Here is a 24,489-nt window from a genome sequence, read left to right on the forward strand (position 1 = left end):
CGGGTGGCCGAACACCTTGCTACCGCGGGCTCACCACACGAGAGGACGTCTTGAGCAATCCCGCAAAACTCTTGCCCCACCCGCCCCACCCACCAAGGATTACCCCATGCCCGTGTTCACCGCGCCCGACGGAACCGCCCTCGCCTATCACCGCGTCGGGAAAGGCGAACCGCTGCTCTGCATCCCCGGCGGGCCGATGCGCGCTTCGGCCTATATCGGCGATCTGGGTGGCCTGGCGGAGCACCGGCAATTGATCCGGCTGGATCTGCGCGGCACCGGTGAGTCCGGCGTTCCGGCCGACCCCGCGACGTACCGCTGCGACCGGCAGGTGGCCGACATCGAGGCGCTCCGCGCGCACCTCGGCCTGGAAGAAGTCGATATTCTCGCGCACTCGGCGGGCGGCGATCTCGCCCTGCTCCACGCGGCCCGTTTTCCCGGGCGGGTGCGCAGCCTCACCCTGGTCACGGCCCGGGCCCGCGCGCTCGGCGTCGATTTCACGGTCGCACACCGCCGGGAGGCCGCCGCCCTGCGGGCCGCCGAACCCTGGTACCCGGCCGCGTACCGCTCCTACGAGGCGGTCTGGGCCGGCACCGCCACGGATGCCGACTGGGACGCCATCGCCCCGTTCTTCTACGGCAGTTGGGATGCGGCGGCCGCGGCGCACGCCGCTTCCGAGGTGCCGCAGACCAATGAGGAGGCCGGGGAGCGGTACGCGTCCCCGGGGGCGTTCACCCCGGCCTCGGTGCGCGCCACGCGTGCCGCGCTGGCGGCCCTCCCCGCGCCGGTCCTGCTGCTCGCCGGCGAGCTGGACAGCGGTCCGCTGCCCCGGGTCGCCGCGGAGATCGCCGCGCTGCTCCCGGGCGCCGAGCTGACCGTGCAGCCGGGCGCCGGACACTACCCGTGGCTGGACGATCCGGACGGCTTCACCCGCACCGTCACCGCGTTCCTGTCCCGGCCGGCCGCCGCCGGGCACCGGGAACCGGCACCCGCCCGCCACCGGGCCACGGACCACCGCCCCTCTTGAGCCCGCGGGCGCCCCCGGCCGGTAATCCCCGGCACCCACCCCACCGGCCGGTAATCCCCGGCACCCACCCCGAAACCCACCAGGGCGGCACCCCCGGAATCCCCGGGAGCACCGCCCTGATGTCGTCACTTCTCAGCCGGCCGAAGCCTCACACCGGCCGGCATGGGCAGCCTCAGCTGCACCCGCTGGTGGACCCGCACCCCTCGCAGAGGTAGCAGCTGCCGGCCCGCTGCATCTTGGTGCCGCAGGAGAAGCAGAGCGGGGCGTCGGCGTTGATGCCCAGCTGCATCTCGACCAGCTCGGCGTTGGTGTGCGCCTGCTTCGGGGCCGGGGCCGCGGCGGTCTCCTCGGCCGCCTTGGCCGGCGCGGCGGCCTTCGGCGCCTCGACCTTCGGCGCGGACTGGGCCAGGCCCTCCACGTCGACCTCGTCCTCGGGCAGCTCGTACGAGCCGGTCTCCAGGTGGCGCTGGCGCTCCTCGACGGAGTGGATGCCCAGCGCCGAGCGGGTCTCGAACGGCAGGAAGTCCAGCGCCAGGCGGCGGAAGATGTAGTCGACGATCGACTGCGCCATCCGCACGTCCGGGTCGTCGGTCATCCCGGCCGGCTCGAAGCGCATGTTGACGAACTTCGAGACGTAGGTCTCCAGCGGCACGCCGTACTGGAGGCCGACCGACACCGCGATGGAGAAGGCGTCCATCATGCCCGCGAGGGTCGAGCCCTGCTTGGACATCTTCAGGAAGACCTCGCCGAGACCGTCGTCCGGGTAGGAGTTGGCGGTCATGTAGCCCTCGGCGCCGCCGACGGTGAAGGAGGTGGTGATACCGGGGCGGCCCTTCGGGAGGCGCTTGCGGACCGGGCGGTACTCGACGACCTTCTTCTCCGTGGGCTGCTCCGCGGCCTCGGGCTTCTTCTCCGCCTCCTTCTTCTTGGCGGAGAGCGGCTGGCCGACCTTGCAGTTGTCGCGGTAGATCGCCAGCGCCTTCAGGCCGAGCTTCCAGCCCTGGAAGTAGACGTCCTCGATGTCCTCGACGGTCGCCGTCTCCGGGACGTTGACCGTCTTGGAGATGGCGCCGGAGAGGAACGGCTGCGCGGCGGCCATCATCCGGACGTGGCCCATCGGGGAGATGGAGCGCTCGCCCATGGCGCAGTCGAAGACCTCGTAGTGCTCCGGCTTCAGGCCGGGGGCGTCGATCACATTGCCGTGGTCGGCGATGTGGGCGACGATCGCCTCGACCTGCTCGGGCTGGTAGCCGAGCCGCTTGAGCGCCTTGGGGACCGTGTTGTTCACGATCTGCATGGAGCCGCCGCCGACCAGCTTCTTGAACTTGACCAGCGCCAGGTCGGGCTCGACACCGGTGGTGTCGCAGTCCATCATCAGGCCGATCGTGCCGGTCGGGGCCAGCACCGACGCCTGGGCGTTGCGGAAGCCGTTCTTCTCGCCGAGGCGCTGCACGTCCTGCCAGGCTTCGGTGGCCGCGGCCCAGACCGGGGTGTCCAGGTCGTCCATCCGCTTGGCCTCGGCGTTGGCGTCGGCGTGCTGCTTCATGACGCGCTTGTGGGCGTCGGCGTTGCGGGCGTAGCCGTCGTACGGGCCGACGATCGCGGCCAGTTCGGCGGAGCGCTTGTACGAGGTGCCGGTCATCAGCGAGGTGATGGCACCGGCCAGCGCGCGGCCGCCGTCGGAGTCGTAGGCGTGGCCGGTGGCCATCAGCAGGGCGCCGAGGTTGGCGTAGCCGATGCCCAGCTGGCGGAAGGCGCGGGTGGTCTCGCCGATCTTCTCCGTCGGGAAGTCCGCGAAGCAGATCGAGATGTCCATGGCCGTGATGACCAGCTCGACGACCTTGGCGAACCGCGCGGCGTCGAAGGACTGGTTGCCCTGGTCGTCGTCGCGGAGGAACTTCAGGAGGTTGAGCGAGGCGAGGTTGCACGAGGAGTTGTCCAGGTGCATGTACTCGCTGCACGGGTTGGAGGCGGTGATCCGGCCCGACTCCGGCGAGGTGTGCCAGTGGTTGATGGTGTCGTCGTACTGGATGCCGGGGTCGGCGCAGGCCCAGGCGGCCTCGGCCATCTTGCGGAACAGGCCCTTGGCGTCGACCTCCTCGATGATCTCGCCGGTCAGCCGGCCGCGCAGGCCGAACTTCGCGCCGGACTCCACGGCCTTCATGAACTCGTCGTTCACGCGGACCGAGTTGTTGGCGTTCTGGTACTGGACGGACGTGATGTCGTCGCCGCCCAGGTCCATGTCGAAGCCCGCGTCGCGCAGCGCGCGGATCTTCTCCTCCTCCTTGACCTTGGTCTCGATGAACGCCTCGACGTCGGGGTGGTCCACGTCCAGGACGACCATCTTGGCCGCGCGGCGGGTGGCGCCGCCGGACTTGATCGTCCCGGCGGAGGCGTCCGCGCCGCGCATGAAGGAGACCGGGCCGGAGGCATTGCCGCCGGAGGAGAGCAGCTCCTTGGAGGAGCGGATGCGGGAGAGGTTCAGGCCGGCGCCGGAGCCGCCCTTGAAGATCATCCCCTCTTCCTTGTACCAGTCCAGGATCGACTCCATGGAGTCGTCCACGGAGAGGATGAAGCAGGCGCTGACCTGCTGCGGCTGCTGGGTGCCGACGTTGAACCACACCGGCGAGTTGAAGCTGAAGACCTGGTGGAGCAGCGCGTAGGCCAGCTCGTGCTCGAAGATCTCGGCGTCGGCCGGGGAGGCGAAGTAACCGTTCTCCTCGCCGCTCTTGCGGTAGGTCTTGACCACGCGGTCGATGAGCTGCTTGAGGCTCGACTCGCGGGCCGGGGAGCCGACCGCGCCGCGGAAGTACTTGCTCGTGACGATGTTGACCGCGTTCACCGACCAGAAGTCAGGGAACTCGACGCCACGCTGCTCGAAGTTGACCGAGCCGTCGCGCCAGTTGGTCATGACGACGTCACGGCGCGCCCACTCGACCTCGTCGTACGGATGCACGCCGGGGGTGGTGTGGATGCGCTCGATGCGCAGACCCTTGCCCGCCTTGCTGCCCTTGGCGCGGGAGCCTCGTGCCGGGCCGCTCGTCGTCTCTGTCATTCCGCCTCCCTGTATACGGGCAAACGCCCATATGTGCACACAAATTCCGTGGCACGGTGTATGTCTGTCCGGGACCGGGGCGCCCTGCTCTCGCCCCGATCCAGGTCTGGTGATGCGCGCCGAGCTGCTTAGTCGGCGGCGGTGGCGGGCACGGGAACGGCCGGCTCGCCGGCCTCCTCGTCGCTCCCGCCGTGCGCGGGCGGCCCCTGCTCGCGCTGCTCCCGCAGCTCGGCGATGGCCGCCTCGAAGTCCTCGAGTGAGTCGAACGCCCGGTAGACGGACGCGAAGCGCAGGTACGCGACGAGGTCGAGTTCCTGCAGCGGGCCCAGTATGGCGAGCCCGACGTCATGAGTGGTCAGCTCCGCGCTGCCGGTGGCGCGCACCGCCTCCTCGACCCGCTGGCCGAGCTTGGCGAGCGCGTCCTCGGTGACCGGGCGGCCCTGGCACGCCTTGCGCACGCCGGCGATGACCTTGGTGCGGCTGAAGGGCTCGGTGACCCCGCTCCGCTTGATCACCATCAGCGACGCCGTTTCGACGGTGGTGAACCGCCGGGAGCAGTCGGGGCACTGGCGCCGGCGGCGGATGGCCGTCCCGTCGTCCGTGGTGCGGCTGTCGACGACCCGGCTGTCCGGGTGCCTGCAGAAGGGGCAGTGCATGGCTCCACCCTCCTCACCTCGATACGGACGCACGCCAACGGAACCGGCGTACGGCGACTGACCTCCGGCCGGTCCGTACGGGCCCTTCGGAGCAGCCACAAGCATAGGCGATCCCGGAGCCCCGACGGACCCGGGACCACAACTTGTAGGTGGCCGAACGCATCTAAGCACTAGATGTGGTGTCGGGCCGCTTATATCTGCCTACCGCGTGTCGCCACGTGCCGGCGCGCTGCGCCGTCTTCCGGGGGCGGGGACCGGCCGGCGGACGGACGGTCCGGCGGGCCGCCCATGAGAGTACGGGACGCCCCCGGCGGGCGGTCCCCAGGGGCGGGGATGACACAATCGGCGGCGCCGCGGCGGACGCCCGCCGGGGTGCCGCGCACCGCTTTTCCGGAACGCCGTTCCGGGAGGGCTTTCCGGACGCGAATGCGGCCGGGAATCGGAGCACGGCATCCGGCAGGCCGGAATTGCCATTCGGGCCATACACCGCACTGCTTGATCAGGTCAGCCAATCGCGGAATTTTTCACTCGAACGTGTGTTTGGCGCAACCTTTCGAAAGCAACTACCGTTGGCTAACTAGGGAGAACATTTCGAGAGGGGCCGACGTGACCACCACCGCAGACAGCGCGACCATCACCGCACAAAGCCACTCCCAGAGCCGATTCGAGCAACCGCAAAGGGCACCGCGGCCGATGGACGAGACCACGTCGGACTCCGAAGAGCACAAGCCCGCCCGCTCGCTGCCGGGTCGGCCGCCGGGTATTCGCGCCGACAGCTCCGGTCTCACCGACCGCCAGCGCCGGGTGATCGAGGTGATCCGCGATTCGGTGCAGCGGCGCGGCTATCCGCCGTCCATGCGGGAGATCGGCCAGGCGGTCGGGCTCTCCAGCACCTCCTCCGTCGCCCACCAGCTCATGGCACTGGAGCGGAAGGGCTTCCTCCGCCGCGACCCGCACCGCCCCCGGGCGTACGAGGTCCGCGCCTCCGACCAGCCGACGAGCGCGGCGACGGAGACCGCCGGCAAGCCCGCCGCGTCCTACGTCCCGCTGGTCGGCCGGATCGCGGCCGGCGGCCCGATCCTGGCCGAGGAGTCCGTCGAGGACGTCTTCCCGCTCCCCCGCCAGCTGGTCGGCGACGGCGAGCTGTTCGTGCTGAAGGTCGTGGGCGACTCCATGATCGAGGCCGCGATCTGCGACGGCGACTGGGTCACCGTCCGCCGCCAGCCCGTCGCCGAGAACGGCGACATCGTCGCCGCGATGCTCGACGGCGAGGCCACCGTCAAGCGCTTCAAGCGCGAGGACGGCCACGTCTGGCTGCTGCCGCACAACTCCGCGTACCAGCCCATTCCGGGCGACGAGGCGACCATCCTCGGCAAGGTGGTCGCGGTGCTCCGCCGGGTCTGACCCGGCCCCTTGACCGGGCCCCGGGAGGGAACCACTGCGCCGGTTCCCTCCTGGGGCTCCGCACTGTCGCGGCGCGCCAGGCCCCGGGCCCCGCTACTCCCCCGCCGCCTCCCGGGCCGCCTTGTCGATCGCGGCCAGCGAGCGGCGGACCTGATTGCGGTCGGTGGTGTACCAGAAATCCGGCATGGACTTGCGCAGGAACGAGCCGTAGCGGGCCCGCTCCACGCGCGGATCCAGCACCGCCACCACCCCGCGGTCCCCGGTGGCCCGCACCAGCCGGCCCGCGCCCTGCGCCATCAGCAGCGCGGCATGGGTCGCGGCGACCGCCATGAAGCCATTGCCGCCGGCCTCCTCCACGGCCTTCTGCCGGGCGCTCATCAGCGGATCGTCCGGGCGCGGGAACGGCACCCGGTCCATCACCACCAGCTGGCAGTTCGGACCCGGCACATCCACGCCCTGCCAGAGCGAGAGCGTGCCGAACAGGCAGGTCCGGGCGTCCGCGGCGAAATTCCGGATCAGCTCGCCGAGCGTCTCCTCGCCCTGGAGCAGGATCGGCATGTCCAGCCGGCCCCGCATCGCCTCCGCCGCGGCCTGCGCGCCCCGCATGGACGAGAACAGCCCCAGCGTCCGGCCGCCGGCCGCCTCGATCAGCTCCGCCAGCTCGTCCAGCATGTCGCCCCGGCTGCCCTCCCGGCCCGGCTGGGAGAGGTGCTTGGCGACGTAGAGGATGCCCTGCTTGCCGTAGTTGAACGGCGAACCGACGTCCAGGCCCTTCCAGACCGGCTCGTCCTCGCCCCCGGCGCCCTCCGGGCCCAGGCCCAGCGAGGCCGCGACGCCGTTGAAGTCCCCGCCGAGCTTGAGGGTGGCGGAGGTCAGCACCACCGAGCGGTCGGTGAACAGCTTCTCGCGCAGCAGGCCGGAGACCGACAGCGGCGCGACCCGCAGCGACGCCCCGCTGAAGCGGAACCCGCCGCCCCGGGGCTCGTGGCGCTCGCACCACACCACGTCGTACTCCGAGCCGTTCGCGATCCGCTCGGCGACGGCGTGGACGTTCTCCACCGCGGCCAGGGCCTGCTTGCGGACGGCGTCCTCGTCCTGGACGGACCTGTCCCGGGAGGAACCGAGCGCGACGATCACCTGGCGGGCCGCGTCCCGCAGCGCCATCAGGCAGTAGCCCAGCTCCTCGGGGATCTCCTCCAGGCGGCCGGGCAGCGCCACCTCCATCAGCCGCTCGAAGGTCTCGGAGGCGGTCTGGAGCTGATCGGCGGTCTTCTCGTCCACCAGCTTGGCGGCGCGGCGGACGGCGCGGTTGACCTGGCCCGGCGTGAGCTCCCCGGTGGCCACACCGGTGACCCGGGAGACCAGCTCATGGGCCTCGTCGATGATCAGCACCTCGTGCTGCGGCACGACCGGGGCGCCCTCGATGGCGTCGATCGCCAGCAGCGCGTGGTTGGTGATCACCACATCGGCGAGCTTGGCCCGCTCCCGGGCCGCCTCGGCGAAGCACTCCGCGCCGTACGCGCACTTCGAGGCGCCCAGGCACTCCCGGGACGAGACCGAGACCTGGCCCCAGGCGCGGTCCGAGACGCCGGGGGTGAGGTCGTCGCGGTCGCCGGTCTCGGTCTCGTCCGCCCAGTCCCGCAGCCGCAGCAGGTCCTTGCCGAGCTTGCTGGTCGGCTCCGCCTGCTCGAAGACGTCGAACAGGCCCTCCTCCTCGTCCTGCGGGGCGCCCTCGTGGAGGCGGTGCAGGCAGAGGTAGTTCGACCGCCCCTTGAGCATCGCGTACTGGGGGCGGCGGCGCAGCAGCGGATGCAGCGCCTCGACCGTCCGCGGCAGATCGCGCTCGACCAGCTGGCGCTGGAGGGCGAGGGTGGCCGTGGCGACCACCACCCTCTCGCCGTGGGCCAGCGCCGGCACCAGATAGCCGAGGGACTTTCCGGTGCCGGTGCCGGCCTGGACCAGGAGGTGGGCGGCGTCGTCCACGGCCGCGGCGACGGCCTCGGCCATGGCCACCTGGCCGGGGCGCTCGGTGCCGCCGACGGCGCTGACGGCGGCGTGGAGCAGATCGGGGAGAGAGGGCTTCGTCATAGCGTCTGCAAGCCTACGCGGGACCACTGACAGCGCGGGTCGGTCACGGGGCGTGCAGGGGGTTGGGGACGGTGCCGTGAACGGCGGCGTGCGGGCGGTCGCGGCGGTCGCGGTAACCGTCCACGTGCAGCCGGTTGCGGTTCAGGCACAGCCGCTCGATCTCCGGGGTGAGCAGGTCGAAGGTCTCGTAGCGCTCCTTCAGGTGCGGGAAGCGCTCGTGGTGGCGCAGGATCTCCGCCCGGACGAGTGACCAGAACTCCCGCTCGGGGACGCCCAGTTGCTCCTCGCACAGCGGCGCGAGGTAGCGGAAGACGCCGACGAACAGGCCGGAGTGGATGAACTGGGTGAGGAACGCGGGCGGTTCGGTGAGCAGCACCGCCCGGACGTCGTCCGGCATACCGGCGTGCTCGGGCAGCGGCCGGTCACAGGTGTTGACGTCGTCCACGAAGTCCTTCATGGCCAGGCGGGTGGGCACGTCGTCCTGGTCGAAGACGACGATGGCGTTCTCGCCGTGCGGGGAGAAGACCGTGCCGTACTGGTAGAGGAAGTGCAGCAGGGGCGGCAGCAGCGCGGCGAACAGCCGGGCCAGCCAGGCGCGCGGGGCCAGGCCGGAGCGGCGCACCAGCTCCGCGGTCAGCGCCCGGCCCGACGGGTCGGTCTGGAGCAGCGAGGCCAGGGTGCGGGCGCGCTCCCCCGGGTCCAGGTAGCCGGTGAGCGGCTCGCGCCAGATGCAGCCGAGCAGCTCCTTGTACTGGTACGGGACGCCGGGCAGCCGGTCGTAGAGGGGGTGCTCGACGGTGACGGAGGCGGTCTCGCCGAGCAGGATCACCCGGGTCTCGTCGCGCAGATACGTATCGCCGTCGCGCAGGCCGTGCACCCAGGCGGTGACGGCGGGGGCGGCGAGGGTCCGCTCGGTGGGCAGACCGCGCCAGACCAGGGTGTTGAGGATCGACAGCGGGAGTTTCACCGTGCGCGCGCGGGGGCGGGTGAGGTTGAGGAAGGTGCGGATCGACTGCTGCGGCAGGCGGAGGTCGTTGTCAGTGGGCAGCGCGATGATGGAACCGTCGGCGAGCTGCGGGGCGAAGAGCGGGGCGATGGTCTCGTCCCACTGCCAGGGGTGGACGGGGAGGTAGAGGTAGTCGGCGGGGTCGCGGCCGGCGGCGGTGAGGGCGGTGGCGAAGGCGTGCCGGGTGGCGGGGTCCAGTTCCTCGCCGTAGAGGAGATCGGGGGTGGCCAGTGCGGGGACGCCGCGGTAGTGCGCGATGCGGTGGTGGGCGGCGAGCCAGGGCAGCCGGTGCGGGGTGCGGGCCTCCGGGGCCCAGGTCGCCGCGTCGGCGGCGGAGAAGCCGAGCCGGCCCTTGTTGGCGACGAGCCAGGGGTGGCCGGTCTGGTGGCCTTCCAGGGCGGCGTAGTCCAGGTCGGCGAGTTCGGCGGCGGTGAGCGCGGTGGCGTCCAGGTGCGTGTCGGCGGCGAGGGTGGCGGTCAGCTCGCGGATGAGGTGGCCGGTGGTGTCGCCCGACAGGCCCAGGACGGTGTCGTGGGCGTGGGCCAGGAAGTGGAAGGGATCGGCGTCGGGGGTGATCGAGTGGGGGTCGACGCGCCAGTGCCCGTAGGCGCCTCTGCGGGCGGTGAAGCGATAGGTGAGGTGGTCGGTGACGGGCAGGCGGTAGCGGGGCGCGCCGTCCGGAGCGGTGCCGTCCGGTTCGGGGCGGACGATCTCCTCGTAGGCGAATTCCGCGAGGGTCTTGGCGAAGAGCCGGCGGGCGGCGTGCTGCCAGGCGGCGTGCGCGGCCGGGGTGGCCGGGCGGGGCGCAGGAGACAAGGTGGGACTCCTCGGTACGGGACCGGCCCGGCACGTGCGGGGGACAAGCGGGCCGGCCGGATGGATGGCGTACGGCAACGGGGCCGTCGGTGGACGGCCCCGGGGTCAGAGCAGGTGGCGGTGGGCGCGGTCGCGGACCATCAGCGCCGCGCGTTTCTCCGGCAGGTCGATCTCCTCGGCGTAGTGGAAGCCCGCGCTCAGGAAGGCCGCGACGGAGGCGGTGTTGCGCAGGTCCGGTTCGGCCAGGACGCGTCCGCAGCGCGGGCGCCGGTCCAGGAGGAGGTCGGCGGTGGCGCGCAGCAGTATCGCGCCCAGGCCGCGGCCGCGGTCGCCGGAGCCGCCGATGAGCAGGTGGATGCCGGTGTCGTGGGGCCGGGCGCGGTAGTAGCCGGCCAGCCGGTCGAGGTCGGCGCGGTAGATCTCCCAGTAGCTCATCGGGACGCCGTCCAGGACGCCGAGGCAGGGGACGCTGCGGCCGTCGCCGTCCAGCTGGGCGCGGAGGTGGGCGGCGGTGGTCTCGGGCGGCCCGGCCAGCTCCCAGAAGGCGGCGACGGCCGGATCGTTCATCCAGGCGGTGATCCGGTCCAGATCGCGGTCGAGCTCGACGGGGACGAGGGCGAACGGCCCGGCGGGCGTGTCTGCCGGCGGCCAGCCGGCGAGGTGGTCCAGGAGCGGGCCCGCCGCCGGGGTGGGGGCGGCGGGCGGCGCCGCGCCCGGGTGGGGCGCGGGCAGCGGTCCGAGGGCGGCGTCCGGCGCGGGGGTGGGGCCGGCATCGGTCGGTGGCACGTGACGCTCTCCTGTAGGGGACGGGGATCGCTGGGACGGCGTGACCCGCGACCCGGCCTAGGTCACGAGCGGGTTGGGCAGCGTGACGTAGACGGACTGGGTGTCGACCGGGCCGACGAGTTCGTCCAGGCCGTGCAGCCGGGTGGCGAGGTTGGCCTTGCAGCGCAGGGTGGGGGAGGTCAGCAGCCGCTCCGGGAGGGTCGAGCGGTGGGCGGGCGGGGCCGTCGCGGCGTCGGCGAGGAAGCGGCGGAAGGCGGCGAGCAGGATCTCCTCGCGGACGAGCCGGGCCGCGCCGAACGCCCCGATCAGCCCGAAGACGTTGTTGATGCCGAGGTAGTACGCGAACCGCTCGTCGGTGACGTCGTCGGCGACGAAGGTGTCGCTGGCGGCGCCGATGCCGGGCAGCCGCCGCTCCAGCTCGGCGCGGCGGGAGGCGCGGAAGTAGTAGCCCTGGTTGTCGCGGTAGCGGCCGCCGGCCGGCCAGCCGCCGGCGTCCAGCAGGACGAGGGTGTTCTGCTGGTGGGCCTCCAGGGCGACGCCGGCCGTCCCGTCGAGCCAGAGGACGGGCCGGACGACCGCTTCGAGGTAGCGCAGGAACCACTCCGTGGCGACCGCGCCGGCCGGCCGCCCGGTGCGGGCGCTGAGCGCGCCGACCACGCTCTCCAGCCGGGAGCGCATCACGCCGAGGCCGGGCCAGGGGCGCGGGGCGGTGAGCCCGGCGATGCAGACGGCGTCGTCGCCGGGGGCGAAGGGCTGGTGCCGGAGGACGGCGTCCAGGCCCTGGACGGGGGTGCCGTCCGGGCTGTCGACGGCGAGGTAGGCGGGGTCGCGGACGATGTCGAAGCCGGGCGTGCCGGGGAAGGCGGCCCGCCACTCGGCGCCCAGGCCGGTGCGCAGCAGCCGGTGGACCTCCACGCCCCGGACGAGTTCCTTGCGGAGGTTCTCCCGGCGGGAGTTGGTGATCCGCAGGCCCAGCGAGAGCTTGAGCATCGCGGGCGCCCCGGGGCGGCAGACGGTGCGGACGGAGGAGGTGGGGTACCACAGCGGGCCGTGCGGGCCGAGGTCGTGCAGCAGTCCGGCGTCGCGCAGTGCGGCGGTCTCCGGGCGGGCGGCGAGGTCGCGGGCCTGCCAGGGGTGGAGCGGCAGCGGGACCGTGCCCTCGGGGAGCGCGAGGCCGTCGCCGGCGAGCCGGGCGGCGAGCCGGGCGGCCGGGACGGTCCGGCCGCGCTCGGTCCAGGCGGAGTCGGTGGCCAGGACGGAGGGGTGGACGGCCGCCCAGTGGAGCGGGAAACCGCCGCGCAGCTCGGGCGAATAGGCGCGGGTCTCGGCGTCGGTGAGGCCCTCGCGGCTCTTGGGCGTGGGGTGCAGCGGGTGGCCCAGGAGGAGCGACTGCTCGGCGTCGAGGAAGCGGAAGCCGGTGTCCGCGTCCGGGTGGGCCCGCCGGTCGGCGATGAACAGCGCCGTGGTGCGGACGGAGTTGGCGACCCGGCCGATGAGTTCGGCGCCGTCGCCGTCCGGGGCCTGCGGGGCGTCGGCGGTCGGCTCGTCGCCGTCGGCGACGCGGTGCTCGCCGCCGTCCGAGGCCCGCCGGTCGCCGCCGTGGGCGGCCTCGCGGCGCAGCAGCGCGGCGAGGGTGACGGCGTCCAGCGGGGCGGAGCCGGGCGGGGTGCCGTCGAGGGTGGGGGCGCCCAGGCGGTGCCAGCCGGTGGGGGACCAGTAGCGGACGGGGATGTGCAGGGCGGTGGCGCTGGCGTGCAGGGCCAGGCGCAGCCGGCCGCCGGCCGGGCGGGGCGTGCCCTGCTCGCGCAGCCAGCAGCGGAGGAGGTTCTCGATGCCCGCGGCGTCGGCGGCGGCGGCCGGGTCGGGGTGGTCGAGGGGGTCGGCGTCGGGGTGCCGCACGGGCTCGCACGGGCCGGGGTCGTACGGACCGGAGTCGTACGGGCCCGGGGCCCCGTGGCCGGCGGCGGGCTGCTGGTGGCAGGTGTCGTCGCCGGGGCGGCGCTGCTGGCGGGGGACGGTCGGCTCGATCAGGCCGGCGCCCTGGGCGTGGGCGGCGGGCCGCTCGGCGGCCTGGGTCCCGTCGGGGGCGGGGCGTTCGGTCATGAGGGGGTGCCTCGCATGGTGGTGGGGGCCGGCCCCTGGGGGCCGGGGGTGGTGCGGACGGCCGCCGCGATGGCGTCGGCGAGGCGGTCGAGGACCGCGTCCGCCTGTTCGTCGGTGAGGGTCAGGGGCGGCAGCAGCCGGACGACGGCGGAGTGCCGGCCGCCGAGTTCGACGATCAGGCCGCGGTCCAGGCACGCCTGCTGGATGGCGGTGGCCAGCGCCGGGTCGGCGGGGCGGGCGCCGAGCGCGTCCGGGGCGGCGTCCCGGTCGACGATCTCGGCGCCGAGCATCAGCCCGCGGCCGCGCACATCGCCGACGCAGTCGTGGGCGGCGGCCAGTTCGCGGAGCCGGGCGAGCATGGCGGCGCCGAGCCGCGCGGCGTGCGCGGCCAGGCCGTTGCGGCGGACGTAGGCGAGGGTGGCGGTGCCGGCGGCCATGGCGAGTTGGTTGCCGCGGAAGGTGCCGGCGTGCGCGCCGGGCCGCCAGGCGTCGAGTTCGGCGCGGTAGACGATGACGGCGAGCGGGAGGCTGCCGCCGATCGCCTTGGAGAGCACCAGCACGTCGGGGACGATGCCGCTGCGTTCGACGGCCCAGAAGGTGCCGGTGCGGCCGACGCCGGTCTGCACCTCGTCGACGATGAGCGGGATGCCCCGGGCGGCGGTGATCTCCCGCATGCGGCGCAGCCAGGTGTCCGGGGCGGGGATCACGCCGCCCTCGCCCTGGACCGGTTCGAGGATCATGCCGGCGGGCCGGGGGACGCCGCCCTTGGGGTCGTCCAGGAGGCGCTCGGTCCAGCGGGCGGACAGCTCGGCGCCCTGCTCGCCGCCGGTGCCGAAGGGGCAGCGGTAGGCGTACGGGTAGGGCAGCCGGGTCACGCCGGGGTGGCGGGCGCCCCCGGAGGCGGCCAGCGCGTCGGCGGTCATGCCGTGGTAGGCGCCGGAGAAGGCGGCCAGACCGTCCCGGCCGGTGGCGGTGCGGACGAGGGTGAAGGCCGCCTCGACGGCGTCGGTGCCGGCCGGCCCGCAGAACTGGATCCGTCCGTTTTCGGCCAACTCTTGGGGCAGGGTGGCGAACAGCTCGGTGGTGAACGCGTCCTTGACCGGCGTGGCCAGGTCGAGGATGTGCAGCGGCGCGCCGGAGTCGAGGACGGTGCGGATGGCCTCCAGGACGACGGGGTGGTTGTGGCCGAGCGCGAGGGTGCCGGCGCCGGAGAGGCAGTCGAGGTAGCGCCGGCCGTCGGCGCCCTCGATCGTCAGCCCGCGGGCGCGCACCGGCACGATCGGCAGCGAGCGCGCGTAGGTGCGGGCGGCGGACTCACGCAGGGCCTGGCGGCGCAGGATCCCCTCGTGGGCCGGCGGTGCGGCCGCCGGCACGGATTCGGTCAACGCCACGGCGGTTGTGTCCTCCTGCTGGTGAACTGCTGGATACCGGGCGGGCCCGGCGGGCAGCCCGGCCGTCCCCCGTACGTACCAACGACGGCACGGGCGCGGGAACACGGCCGGCGGCAAGATCCTTGGCGGCGGGAACCATGGCCCCGGCTACCACCGTCCCTCCGGGCACCGGCATAGTGGGGGGCCGCACCCGGATCTTGCGGTTCATGACAAGCGCCGTCCGGGGGCACAGCTCATGAGCCGTACGCGGCTCACCGTTTGACACAGGGGGAGAAGCACCCATGCGATCAATACGCCGGCCAGTCCTGGCCACCGCGGCACTGACGGCCGTGGTGGCGCTGACCGCCACCGGCTGCGGGCCGTCGGGCGACAACGCGGACGCCAAGCCGACCGCGTCGGCCCAGGACTCCACGGGCGGGGGTGCCATCAAGATCCCCCAGGACCTCCAGGAGAAGCTCAAGCAGCACGGCGTCGACCTGGACAAGTGGAAGAACGGCGAGTGGAAGAACTGGGACAAGGACAAGTGGCTCCGGGAGGCCGGGGAGTTCATCAACCCGATCATCAAGAACTTCTGGAACCCTGACAAGATCGACAAGGTCAAGCCGCCCAAGGACCCGAGCAAGCCCTCGGACATCACCGAGGACCAGGGCAAGACCGACCCGGAGCCGGCCGCCGTCGCCGCGCAGCCGGTGAAGACGCCCTACACCGCCACCGCGCCGGGCGTGGGCCTGCTGCTCTTCAGCACCCCGCAGGGCGAGTCCCGCTGCTCCGCCACCGTCGTCAAGGACCCGGCGCACCCGGGCAAGTCCAACCTCGTGTGGACCGCGGCGCACTGCGTGCACGCCGGCAAGAACGGCGGCTGGTACCGCAACATGATGTTCGTCCCGAACTTCAACCGGACCGGCGCGCCGGCCACCCAGATGAAGACCACGCCGTTCGAGGACCGCGTCCCGGCGGGCAAGTGGTGGGCGGACGACATGGCCACCTCCAAGGAGTGGATCGCCGACGGCGGCGCCGTCCCGGGCGTGCCGATGGCGCCGTACGACTTCGCGCTGATGCACGTCAAGCCCGAGGAGAGCACCGGCGGCAAGTCGCTGGAGGAGATGGCCGGCGGCGCCTACGCGGTCGACTTCAACGCCCCGGCGATGTCGAAGATTTCGAGCCTGACGGCGCAGGGCTACCCGGCCGAGCCGCCGTTCGACGGCGCGGTGCAGCAGTCGTGCACCGACCGGCCGACCCGGCTGACGATGGACGCCAAGAAGCCGACCATGTACCGGATCGGCTGCACCATGACCGGTGGGTCGTCCGGCGGTCCGTGGTTCATGAAGGGCGCCGACGGCAAGCCGGTGCTGATCTCCAACATGTCGATGGGGCCGCGTCCGGCCCGCTGGTCGGCGGGCCCGCACCTGGGCGCCGAGGCCAAGTCGATCTTCGACGCGATGAGCAAGAAGTGGGCCAGCCAGCAGTGAGGCGCTGAGCGGTGGCGGCCGGTGCCGCCGCCGCACCGCCCGTGACAGCGGCGAGGGCCCGCCCCGGGGATTCCGGGGCGGGCCCTCGCTTTATTGCGCTGTGCCGGTCCGTCAGGCGGCCGGGACGAACGGCCGGAACTCCGCGGCCAGTTCCTCATGGACCCGGGCCTTGAGGACCGTGCCCTCGGCGGTGTGCTCCTCGGAGAGCACCTCGCCCTCGGCGTGCGCCCGGGAGACCAGGGCGCCCTGGGTGTAGGGCACCAGGACCTCGATCTCGACCCGCGGACGCGGGAGTTCCGCGTCCAGCAGCTCGCGCAGCTCGGCGATGCCCTCGCCGGTGCGGGCGGAGACCACCAGAGCGCGCTTCTCCTGGCGGAGCAGGCGCTGGAGGGTCAGCGGGTCGGCGGCGTCGGCCTTGTTGACGACCACGATCTCGGGGACGTCCGTGGCGCCGACGTCGCGGATCACCTCGCGGACCGCCGCCAGCTGCTCCTCCGGCACCGGGTGCGAGCCGTCGACCACGTGGAGGATGAGGTCGGCGTCGGCGACCTCCTCCATCGTGGAGCGGAACGCCTCGACGAGGTGGTGCGGCAGGTGGCGGACGAAGCCGACGGTGTCGGCCAGGGTGTACAGCCGCCCGCTGGGGGTCTCGGCCCGCCGGACGGTCGGGTCCAGGGTGGCGAACAGGGCGTTCTCCACCAGGACACCGGCGCCGGTGAGGCGGTTGAGCAGGGAGGACTTGCCGGCGTTGGTGTAGCCGGCGATGGCGACCGAGGGGATCTTGTTGCGCCGGCGCTCCTGGCGCTTGACGTCCCGGCCGGTCTTCATCTCCGCGATCTCCCGGCGCATCTTCGCCATCTTCTCGCGGATCCGCCGCCGGTCCGTCTCGATCTTGGTCTCACCGGGACCGCGGGTGGCCATACCGCCGCCCGCCGACCCGGAGCCGCCGCCGCCCATCTGCCGGGACAGCGACTGGCCCCAGCCGCGCAGCCTGGGCAGCATGTACTGCATCTGCGCCAGCGAGACCTGCGCCTTGCCCTCCCGGGACTTGGCGTGCTGGGCGAAGATGTCGAGGATCAGGGCGGTGCGGTCGACCACCTTGACCTTGACGACGTCCTCGAGGTGGATCAGCTGGCCCGGGGAGAGCTCACCGTCGCAGACGACGGTGTCGGCCCCGGATTCGAGCACGATGTCGCGCAGCTCCAGGGCCTTGCCGGAGCCGATGTAGGTGGCCGGGTCGGGCTTCTCGCGGCGCTGGATGACGCCGTCGAGCACCAGCGCGCCCGCGGTCTCGGCCAGCGCGGCGAGCTCGGCGAGGGAGTTCTCGGCGTCCTGCACCGTCCCGGACGTCCAGACGCCGACCAGCACCACGCGCTCCAGGCGCAGCTGGCGGTACTCGACCTCGGTGACGTCCTCGAGCTCGGTGGAGAGCCCGGCGACGCGGCGCAGTGCCGCGCGGTCGGAGCGGTCGTACTGGTCGCCGTCGCGCTCCCCGTCGATCTCGTGGCTCCAGGCGACGTCCTCTTCCATCAGGGCGTCGGCCCGAAGGCTCTCGGCGAGGCGCTGCCGGTCCTGCGGAAGGGAAGAAGAGGAGGTCATTTGATCCTTTGTGTCGTTGGGAGCCCCCGGGACCGTCGGCCCCTCCGGGACTGGTGGCTGTTGCCGTTCGCTGTGGTCAACGTCCGGGCCGTCCCGGAGATTCCCGGGCCGTCCGGCCGGTCGCCGGCCGCCGCTGTCGGCCCGTTGATGGTCGCACGGCCGGGAGACGGACGTCACGCGGGTTTCCGGTGTTTCGGCGGCGAGGCGTCCTTGATGGCGGTCACCCGCGGTGCAGCCGCGGTCCACCGGGGGTGGCCGCCGGGCGCACCGTCCGGTTCCGCGGCGTCCGGCCGGCCGCCGGGGCCTTCCCGGCCGCCTGGGGCTTCCACTGCGGGTGGCCGGGCATCGGCGGGGTCTTCGTCCCGTAGAGCCACTCCCAGAAGAAGCCGGAGAGGTTGTGGCCGTAGATGTGGGAGGCCAGGGTGATGAAGTCGGCGGTGCCGGCGACCCCGTCGCGGTGCTTGGCGACCCATTCGCGCTCCAGGCGGTCGAAGCCTGCCGCGCCCATCTTGTGGCGCAGCGCGTACAGCACCAGCGCGCTGCCGTCGTAGATCACCGGCCGGAAGATGCCGATCTTGCGGCCCTGGTCGGGGGCCTTGGGCAGGGCCGGCGGGCCGCCCTCCGCGCGCCAGCCGTCCGACATCTCGTACGCGCGGCGCATCCGGGCCTCCAGGGAGGCGCGCTGGTCGCCCTTCTCCTGGGCGTACAGGGCCTCGTACCAGGTGGCGTGGGCCTCGTTCAGCCAGACGTCGGACCACCGGCGGGGGCTGACGCTGTCGCCGAACCACTGGTGGGCCAGTTCGTGCACCATCACCGACTCGACGTACCAGCTGGGCAGCTGGGCGGTGGTGAACAGGCGCTTCTCGAAGAGCGAGAGGGTCTGGGTCTCCAGCTCGAAGCCGGTGCTGGCGTCCGCGATCAGCACCCCGTAGTTCTCGAACGGGAACGGTCCGACCCGGCGCTCCATCCAGGCCACCTGGTCCGGGGTCCGGGCGAGCCAGCGGGCCAGCGCCGGGCGGGCGGCGGCCGGGACGACGTCGCGGACCGGCAGGCCGTGCGGGCCGCGCCGGGACAGCACACTGGACCGCCCGATGGAGACCTGCGCCAGCTCGGTGGCCATGGGGTGCGCGGTGCGGTACGTCCAGGTGCGGCGCGGCCCCCGGGTGGACTGGCCGGCCGGCAGCCCGTTGGCGACCGCCGTCAGCCCCTGGGGCACGGTGACGCGGAAGGTGAAGTACGCCTTGTCGGAGGGGTGGTCGTTGCACGGGAAGACCCGGTGCGCGGCGTCGGCCTGGTTGGCCATCGCCAGCCCGTCGGTCGTACGGATCCAGCCGCCGTTGCCGCGGCCGTGGGGGTCGCTGGTGTGCCGGACGGTGATCCGCACGTCCTGGCCGGGGAAGATGTGCACGGCCGGGGTGAGCACCAGGTCCTCGCCGGCCTGCTCGTGCCGGGCGGGCAGGCCGTCGATCATGACGGAGCGCACCGCGCCGTCCGCGAAGTCGAGGTTGAGGGTGTCGAGGTTGGCGGTGGCCCGGGCGTTGATCACGGTGACCGCGTCCAGCGGCCGGTCGTTGCGGCCCGAGTAGTCCAGCGAGATGTCGTACGAGGTGACGTCGTAGCCGGGGTTGCCGAGGGCCGGGAAGAGGCGGTCGCCGAGGCCCTGGGGCTCGGCGGGCTGCGGGGCGGCCGCGGCGAGCGTGGCGGCGGCCGCGAGGCCGAGGGCGGCGGCCCGGCGGGGGGCCCGGCCGCGGCGGGCGCGGCGGCGGTCCCGGCCCGGCGCGGGGCGGGCGTCGGCGGTGCGGTCGGGGGCGGTGCTGTCGGAGGCGGGCCCGGCGGGCTCGCCGGACCGGGGGCGCGGGGGAAGGGACATGGGCTACCGCTATCAGCGCGGCCCGCTCCCCCGTGGACGGCACGGCAGGACGGCACCCGAACGGGCGGCGCCCGGGCCGTCCGGCTTGCGGCCGCCCGCCCGATGTGTCTCCGGGCGGGCGCGGGGCCCTACGAGCGGACCGCGGCGGCCGCCCGGACCACGTCGAAGACGCCGGGCACCTGGCGCATCGCCCGCATCAGGGACGGCAGGCCGTCCGCGTCGGGCAGGTGGAGCGTGTAGGTGTGGCGGACCAGCTGCTCGTGCGGGGGCTCCACGGCGGCGGAGACCACGGCGGCGCCCTGGGCGGCGATCGCCTCGGTGAGGTCGGGCAGCAGGTGCGGGCGGCTGAACGCCTCGGCGAGCAGCGTCACCCGGCAGCCGTGGCCGCCGGTGCCGGCGCCCCGCCAGCGGACCCCGACCGGCTGCCGGCCCATCGCCGCCATCCGGGCCACCGCGGGACACAGCGCCCGGTGGACGGTGACCGTGCCGCCGCGCACCGGGAAGCCGGTGACGGTGTCCGGCGGCACCGGGGTGCAGCAGCCGGCCAGCCGCACCGTGGCGCCGGGCAGGTCCGCGACCACCAGGGGCGCGGCGGCCGGGCCGCGGTCCGGGCCGGCCGGGCGGTGCGCGGGCGCCCGGCGCTGCTCCCCGGGCCGGCCGGCGGCCGCGGCGGGCGGCTCCGCGCCGTCCCGGGGGCGGGCCAGCCAGCGGGAGATGGCGAGCCGGGCGGCGGGCGTACGGGCGTGCTCCAGCCACTCCGGGGAGGGCCCGGCGGCGTCCGGGGCCATCAGCAGGTGCAGGCGGTCGCCGTCGTGCAGGACGGTGCCGAGCGCGGCGAGCCGGCCGTTGATCCGGGCGCCGATGCAGCAGTGCGCGGCCTCGCCGTGCCGGGCGTAGGCGGCGTCCACACAGCTGGCGCCGGCCGGCAGCCCGACCGTGCCGCCGGGGCCGTCCGGGGCCGCGTCGGCGCAGAAGACGGTGATCTCGCGGTCCTGGGCGAGGTCGTCGCGGAGCGAGGTCCAGAAGGTGTCCGGGTCCGGGGTGGTGCGCTGCCACTCCAGGAGGCGGTCGAGCCAGCCGGGGCGGGTGGGGTCGGCCCGTTCGCCGTCGGGGGCCTCGGCGCCGTCCGGGGGCGCGTACGGGTTCCCCAGGGCGATCACCCCGGCCTCGGCGACCCGGTGCATCCGGTGGGTGCGGATCAGGGTCTCGGCGACGTCGCCGGTGCCGCCGGTGACGGCGGTGTGCAGCGACTGGTAGAGGTTGAACTTCGGGGCCGCGATGAAGTCCTTGAACTCCGAGACCACCGGGGTGAAGCAGGTGTGCAGCTCCCCCAGGACGGCGTAGCAGTCGGCGTCCTCGGTGACCAGCACCAGCAGCCGCCCGAGGTCCGCGCCGGTCACCCGGCCGCGGGCCAGCAGGACCCGGTGGACGGAGACGAAGTGCCGCGGCCGGACGAGGACCTGGGCGTCGATACCGGCGTCGGCCAGTACGGCGCGGGCCCGGCGGGCGATCGCGGCGAGCGGGTCGGGGCGGCCGGCGTAGGAGGCGACCAGGCGGCGGGTGGCGGCGTACTCCTCGGGGTGCAGCACCGCGAAGACCAGGTCCTCCAGCTCGGTCTTGAGCGCCTGGACGCCGAGGCGTTCGGCGAGCGGGATGAGCACGTCGCGGGTGACGCCGGCGATCCGGGCCTGCTTCTCCGGGCGCATGACGCCGAGGGTGCGCATGTTGTGCAGCCGGTCGGCGAGTTTGATGGACATCACCCGGACGTCGTTGCCGGTGGCGACGAGCATCTTGCGGAAGGTCTCCGGCTCGGCGGCGGCGCCGTAGTCGACCTTGGCGAGTTTGGTGACGCCGTCGACGAGGTAGCGGACCTCCTCACCGAACTCCGCGCCCACCTGATCGAGCGTCACCTCCGTGTCCTCGACGGTGTCGTGGAGCAGGGAGGCGGTCAACGTCGTGGTCTCGGCGCCCAGTTCGGCCAGGATCAGGGTGACCGCGAGCGGGTGGGTGATGTACGGCTCGCCGCTCTTGCGGGTCTGGCCGCGGTGCGAGGACTCGGCGAGCGCGTACGCCTTGCTGAGGATGTCCAGATCGGCGTCGGGGTGGTGGTGGCGGTGCACCTTGGCGACGTGCTCCAGCGCGTCGGGGAGGCCGTCGCGGGGGGCCGGGCCGAGGAGGGCGGCGCGGCCGATGCGGCGCAGGCCGCGGAGCGCGGGCCGGGTGCCGCGTCTGCGGCCGGCTGCTTCGGGGTTTCCAGGGTTCGTGGCCTCTGCGCTCATGGGCACCTCCGGCGGCGTCGACCGGCGGTGGGGGGCCGTCAGGTACGGCGCCCCGGCCGGTGCTTGATGCTACCGAGCCCATCACGCAGCGCTGTTCACCTCTCGCTCACCGTGAACCGGATCACCCATTGGAGGGAATTTTCTGGCCGGAACCGTTTCTCCTCGCCGAAACCGCTTCCCCTGTGCGGGGAAGCGTGCCCCGGCGCCCGTCAGCCGGCGAGCGCGCCCGCCAGCCACTCCGGGTCGAAGGCGCCCTCGGCGACGATCTCGGCCGGGCCGGTCATCTCGACGGTGCCGTCCGGCAGCTCGGTGATGACCAGGCTGCCGCCGAGCACGTCGACGGTGTACGACACCGGGGCGCCGGTCGCGGCCGGGTCCAGGCCGTCGCGGCGGGCGGCGGCCACGGCGACCGCGCAGGCGCCCGTACCGCAGGAGCGGGTCTCGCCGGAGCCGCGCTCGTGCACCCGCATCGCCACGTGGCGCGGGCCGCGGTCCACGACGAACTCGACGTTGACGCCGTCCGGATAGACGCCCGCGGGGTGGAACGGCGGGGGCTCGCGCAGCTCGCCGGCGTGCGCGAGATCGGCCACGAACGCGACGGCGTGCGGATTGCCCATGTTGACGTTGCGGGCCGGCCAGCTGCGGCCGCCGACCTCGACCACCACGCCCTCCTCGGGGAGCGCGGCGCGGCCCATGGAGACGGTGACCTCGCCGGTCTTGGCGAGGTGGACCCGGCGGACCCCGGCGCGGGTGGCGATCGCCAGGTCGCCGGCCTCGGCCAGCCCGGCGTGGAGGAGGTAGCGGGCGAAGACCCGGACGCCGTTGCCGCACATCTCGGCGATCGAGCCGTCGCCGTTGCGGTAGTCCATGAACCACTCGGCCTCGGCGGCCATCGCCCGCGCCTCGGGGTGCGCGGCGGAGCGGACGGCGCGCAGCAGGCCGTCGCCGCCCACGCCGGCCCGCCGGTCGCAGATCCGGGCGACGGCGGCCGGGGACAGGTCGAGCCGGCCGTCCGGGTCCGGAACGATCACGAAGTCGTTCTCGGTGCCGTGGCCCTTGAGGAAGGCGGTGCGCTGCGTGCTGGTCACCCCTGAATCGTACGGGGCGGACGGCGCGGCGGCCGGGCGGGGCGGCGCGGGCGGCGACGACCGGGGCGGCGCGCTCAGCGGAGCCGGGCCACCCGCCAGATGGCCAGCGCGGCGAGGACCGCGACCACGCCCGCGTACAGGAGCACCACCCGCCAGCTGGCGCGGCGGCCGGAGCCGCGGACCGGGAGGCCGGGCCAGGTGTGGCCGACCCGGCGGGCCGCCATCACGCCGCCGCCGGCCGCGCAGCAGCACAGCAGCAGGCCGAGCATGGCGATCACCGCGCCGCCGTCCCCGCCGAACTCGAAGGCCAGCGGGAAGGCGAACATCAGCGAGCCGAGCGCGGCCAGCGCCACGATCGGGGCGAGCTGCCACAGCCGCAGCCGCCGGGGCGGGCGCAGGTCGCGGAAGGACTCGCCGCCCTCGGGGGCCGGGCCGGCTTCCGCTTCGGGGCTGTCGGAGGCGTCCAGGGTGGCCGGGTGGCCGTCGGGGATGCCGTCGGCGTCGCCGGGGGCGTGGGCGCGGTCGTGGGGCTCGTGGCGGGGTGCGTGCGCCGCCGGTTCCGCCGGGGCCGGGGGCGCCGCCCCGGGGCCGTCATGGTCCGGTTGCTGGGCTCTGTTGCGAGGGCCGGCCTCCATTGCCACGCGCCCTCCCCACTGCCAGATCGCACGCCTCGAACGAAGGTCGATGATGACACGCCCTCAGCGGCCCGGATGACGGCCGGGGCGTCCCGATGCCATGACGTGATCAGGCTGTGACCGGTCGTTCGAGCAACGCCAGTGCCAGGGCGGGGAGATCGGCCCGGCGGTCGGCGGCGCCGCTGAGCCAGTGGACCCGGGGGTCGCGGCGGAACCACGAGTCCTGGCGGCGCGCGAAGCGCTTGGTGGCGCGCACCGTCTCGTCGCGCGCCTCCTGTTCGGTGCACTCCCCCGCGAGGTGTCCGAGGACCTGCTGGTAGCCCAGCGCCCGGGACGCCGTACGGCCCTCGCGCAGGCCCGCGGCCTCCAGCCGGCGCACCTCGTCGACCAGGCCCGCCTCCCACATCCGGTCCACCCGCAGGGCGATCCGCTCGTCCAGCTCGGGCCGCTCGACGTCCACGCCGATCTGGAGGGTGTCGTAGACCGCCTCGTGGCCGGGGAGGTTGGCGGTGAACGGGCGGCCGGTGAGCTCGATGACCTCCAGGGCGCGCACGATCCGGCGGCCGTTGCTGGGCAGGATGGCGCGCGCGGCCTCCGGGTCGGCGGCGGCGAGCCGGGCGTGCAGCGCGCCGCTGCCGGCCTCGGCCAGCTCGGCCTCCAGGCGGGCGCGGACGGCGGGGTCGGTGCCGGGGAACTCCAGGGCGTCGAGGGCGCCGCGGACGTAGAGCCCGGAGCCGCCGACCAGCACCGGGGTGCGGCCCTCGGCGAGCAGCCGGTCGATCTCGGCGCGGGCCAGCCGCTGGTACTCGGCGACGTTGGCGGCGCGGGTGACGTCCCAGATGTCCAGGAGGTGGTGCGGGACGCCCTGCCGCTCCTCCGGGGTCAGCTTCGCGGTGCCGATGTCCATACCGCGGTAGAGCTGCATGGAGTCGGCGTTGATGACCTCGCCGCCCAGGTGGCGGGCGAGCGCGACGCCCAGGTCGGACTTTCCGGCCGCGGTGGGGCCGACGACGGCGATGACCCGCGGAGCGGGGGCGACGGTGTTCACCCCGCCAGTCTCGCAAACCTGGCGGGACGCTCCCGAACGAGCTACGTGACGGGGCGCGCACGGCGTCGTTGCCTGTTGCGAGATCCCGAACGCCGGTGCGCTGCCGGGGCCCGTCGGGCGGCGCAAGGGGACGCTCCGGGAGGTGAGGGATTTCACCCCAATGAGGAGCGTA

General features: G+C 73.9%; 16 protein-coding genes. 3 read left to right on the forward strand and 13 right to left on the reverse strand.

What is annotated here, in order from left to right:
- The first annotated feature begins 106 nt into the window (after positions 1-106).
- A complete protein-coding gene (locus tag ADL22_RS05300; RefSeq protein WP_079063856.1) occupies positions 107-1,024 on the forward strand; it encodes an alpha/beta fold hydrolase in 918 nt (305 codons plus the stop codon).
- 172 nt (positions 1,025-1,196) lie between these two features.
- Here ADL22_RS05300 and ADL22_RS05305 read toward each other — a convergent pair whose 3' ends face one another.
- Both ADL22_RS05305 and nrdR read right to left on the reverse strand, forming a co-directional pair.
- Entirely contained in the window at positions 1,197-4,079 is a 2,883-nt protein-coding gene (locus ADL22_RS05305; protein ID WP_066974230.1) for a vitamin B12-dependent ribonucleotide reductase, read from the reverse strand.
- A 128-nt stretch (positions 4,080-4,207) separates the two neighbouring features.
- Positions 4,208-4,735: a transcriptional regulator NrdR gene (gene nrdR, locus ADL22_RS05310; protein ID WP_066974231.1), complete on the reverse strand. Its 528-nt coding sequence runs from the start codon at positions 4,733-4,735 to the stop codon at positions 4,208-4,210.
- Positions 4,736-5,341: 606 nt separating this feature from the next.
- On the opposite strand from nrdR, the gene lexA reads away from it, so the two are divergent.
- Positions 5,342-6,139, forward strand: coding sequence for a transcriptional repressor LexA (lexA, locus tag ADL22_RS05315; RefSeq protein ID WP_066974232.1), 798 nt, complete (start codon positions 5,342-5,344; stop codon positions 6,137-6,139).
- Between the two features lie 93 nt (positions 6,140-6,232).
- Here the strand turns inward: lexA and ADL22_RS05320 are convergent, their stop codons facing one another.
- From ADL22_RS05320 to ADL22_RS05340, 5 genes are all read right to left on the reverse strand, one after another.
- Complete coding sequence (locus ADL22_RS05320) at positions 6,233-8,227, reverse strand: ATP-dependent DNA helicase (protein WP_066974233.1); 1,995 nt, start codon at positions 8,225-8,227, stop codon at positions 6,233-6,235.
- Positions 8,228-8,270: 43 nt separating this feature from the next.
- Positions 8,271-10,049: an IucA/IucC family protein gene (locus tag ADL22_RS05325; RefSeq protein WP_066974234.1), complete on the reverse strand. Its 1,779-nt coding sequence runs from the start codon at positions 10,047-10,049 to the stop codon at positions 8,271-8,273.
- Positions 10,050-10,154: 105 nt separating this feature from the next.
- On the reverse strand, positions 10,155-10,835 hold the full coding sequence (locus tag ADL22_RS05330; RefSeq protein WP_066974235.1) for a GNAT family N-acetyltransferase: 681 nt from the start codon (positions 10,833-10,835) through the stop codon (positions 10,155-10,157).
- Between the two features lie 57 nt (positions 10,836-10,892).
- Complete coding sequence (locus ADL22_RS05335) at positions 10,893-12,938, reverse strand: IucA/IucC family protein (RefSeq protein WP_066974236.1); 2,046 nt, start codon at positions 12,936-12,938, stop codon at positions 10,893-10,895.
- Positions 12,935-14,329: a diaminobutyrate--2-oxoglutarate transaminase family protein gene (locus tag ADL22_RS05340; protein WP_066974237.1), complete on the reverse strand. Its 1,395-nt coding sequence runs from the start codon at positions 14,327-14,329 to the stop codon at positions 12,935-12,937. The genes ADL22_RS05335 and ADL22_RS05340 overlap by 4 nt, the downstream gene beginning before the upstream one ends.
- A 281-nt stretch (positions 14,330-14,610) precedes the next feature.
- Here ADL22_RS05340 and ADL22_RS05345 point away from each other — a divergent pair, with 281 nt between their 5' ends.
- Entirely contained in the window at positions 14,611-15,798 is a 1,188-nt protein-coding gene (locus ADL22_RS05345) for a trypsin-like serine peptidase (RefSeq protein ID WP_066974238.1), read from the forward strand.
- 111 nt (positions 15,799-15,909) lie between these two features.
- Here the strand turns inward: ADL22_RS05345 and hflX are convergent, their stop codons facing one another.
- The 6 genes from hflX to miaA form a co-directional block, all read right to left on the reverse strand.
- Positions 15,910-17,397 (reverse strand): GTPase HflX, encoded by a 1,488-nt coding sequence (hflX, locus tag ADL22_RS05350; protein ID WP_066974239.1) that lies wholly within the window; start codon positions 17,395-17,397, stop codon positions 15,910-15,912.
- Between the two features lie 220 nt (positions 17,398-17,617).
- Positions 17,618-19,267 carry a M1 family metallopeptidase gene (locus ADL22_RS05355; RefSeq protein ID WP_066974240.1) on the reverse strand — a complete coding sequence of 550 codons (1,650 nt, stop codon included), beginning with the start codon at positions 19,265-19,267 and terminating at the stop codon, positions 17,618-17,620.
- A gap of 128 nt (positions 19,268-19,395) precedes the next feature.
- Positions 19,396-21,546 carry a RelA/SpoT family protein gene (locus ADL22_RS05360; RefSeq protein WP_066974241.1) on the reverse strand — a complete coding sequence of 717 codons (2,151 nt, stop codon included), beginning with the start codon at positions 21,544-21,546 and terminating at the stop codon, positions 19,396-19,398.
- 209 nt (positions 21,547-21,755) lie between these two features.
- Positions 21,756-22,634, reverse strand: a complete 879-nt coding sequence (gene dapF, locus ADL22_RS05365) for a diaminopimelate epimerase (protein ID WP_066974242.1) — start codon at positions 22,632-22,634, stop codon at positions 21,756-21,758.
- Positions 22,635-22,708: 74 nt separating this feature from the next.
- The gene (locus ADL22_RS05370) at positions 22,709-23,269 is read right to left on the reverse strand and encodes a hypothetical protein (RefSeq protein WP_066974243.1); all 561 of its coding nucleotides are present in this window, start codon (positions 23,267-23,269) and stop codon (positions 22,709-22,711) included.
- A gap of 109 nt (positions 23,270-23,378) precedes the next feature.
- On the reverse strand, positions 23,379-24,317 hold the full coding sequence (gene miaA, locus ADL22_RS05375) for a tRNA (adenosine(37)-N6)-dimethylallyltransferase MiaA (protein WP_066974244.1): 939 nt from the start codon (positions 24,315-24,317) through the stop codon (positions 23,379-23,381).
- Between the last annotated feature and the right edge of the window lie 172 nt (positions 24,318-24,489).

Source organism: Streptomyces sp. NRRL F-4489, from assembly GCF_001509485.1.
Lineage (GTDB): Bacteria > Actinomycetota > Actinomycetes > Streptomycetales > Streptomycetaceae > Streptomyces.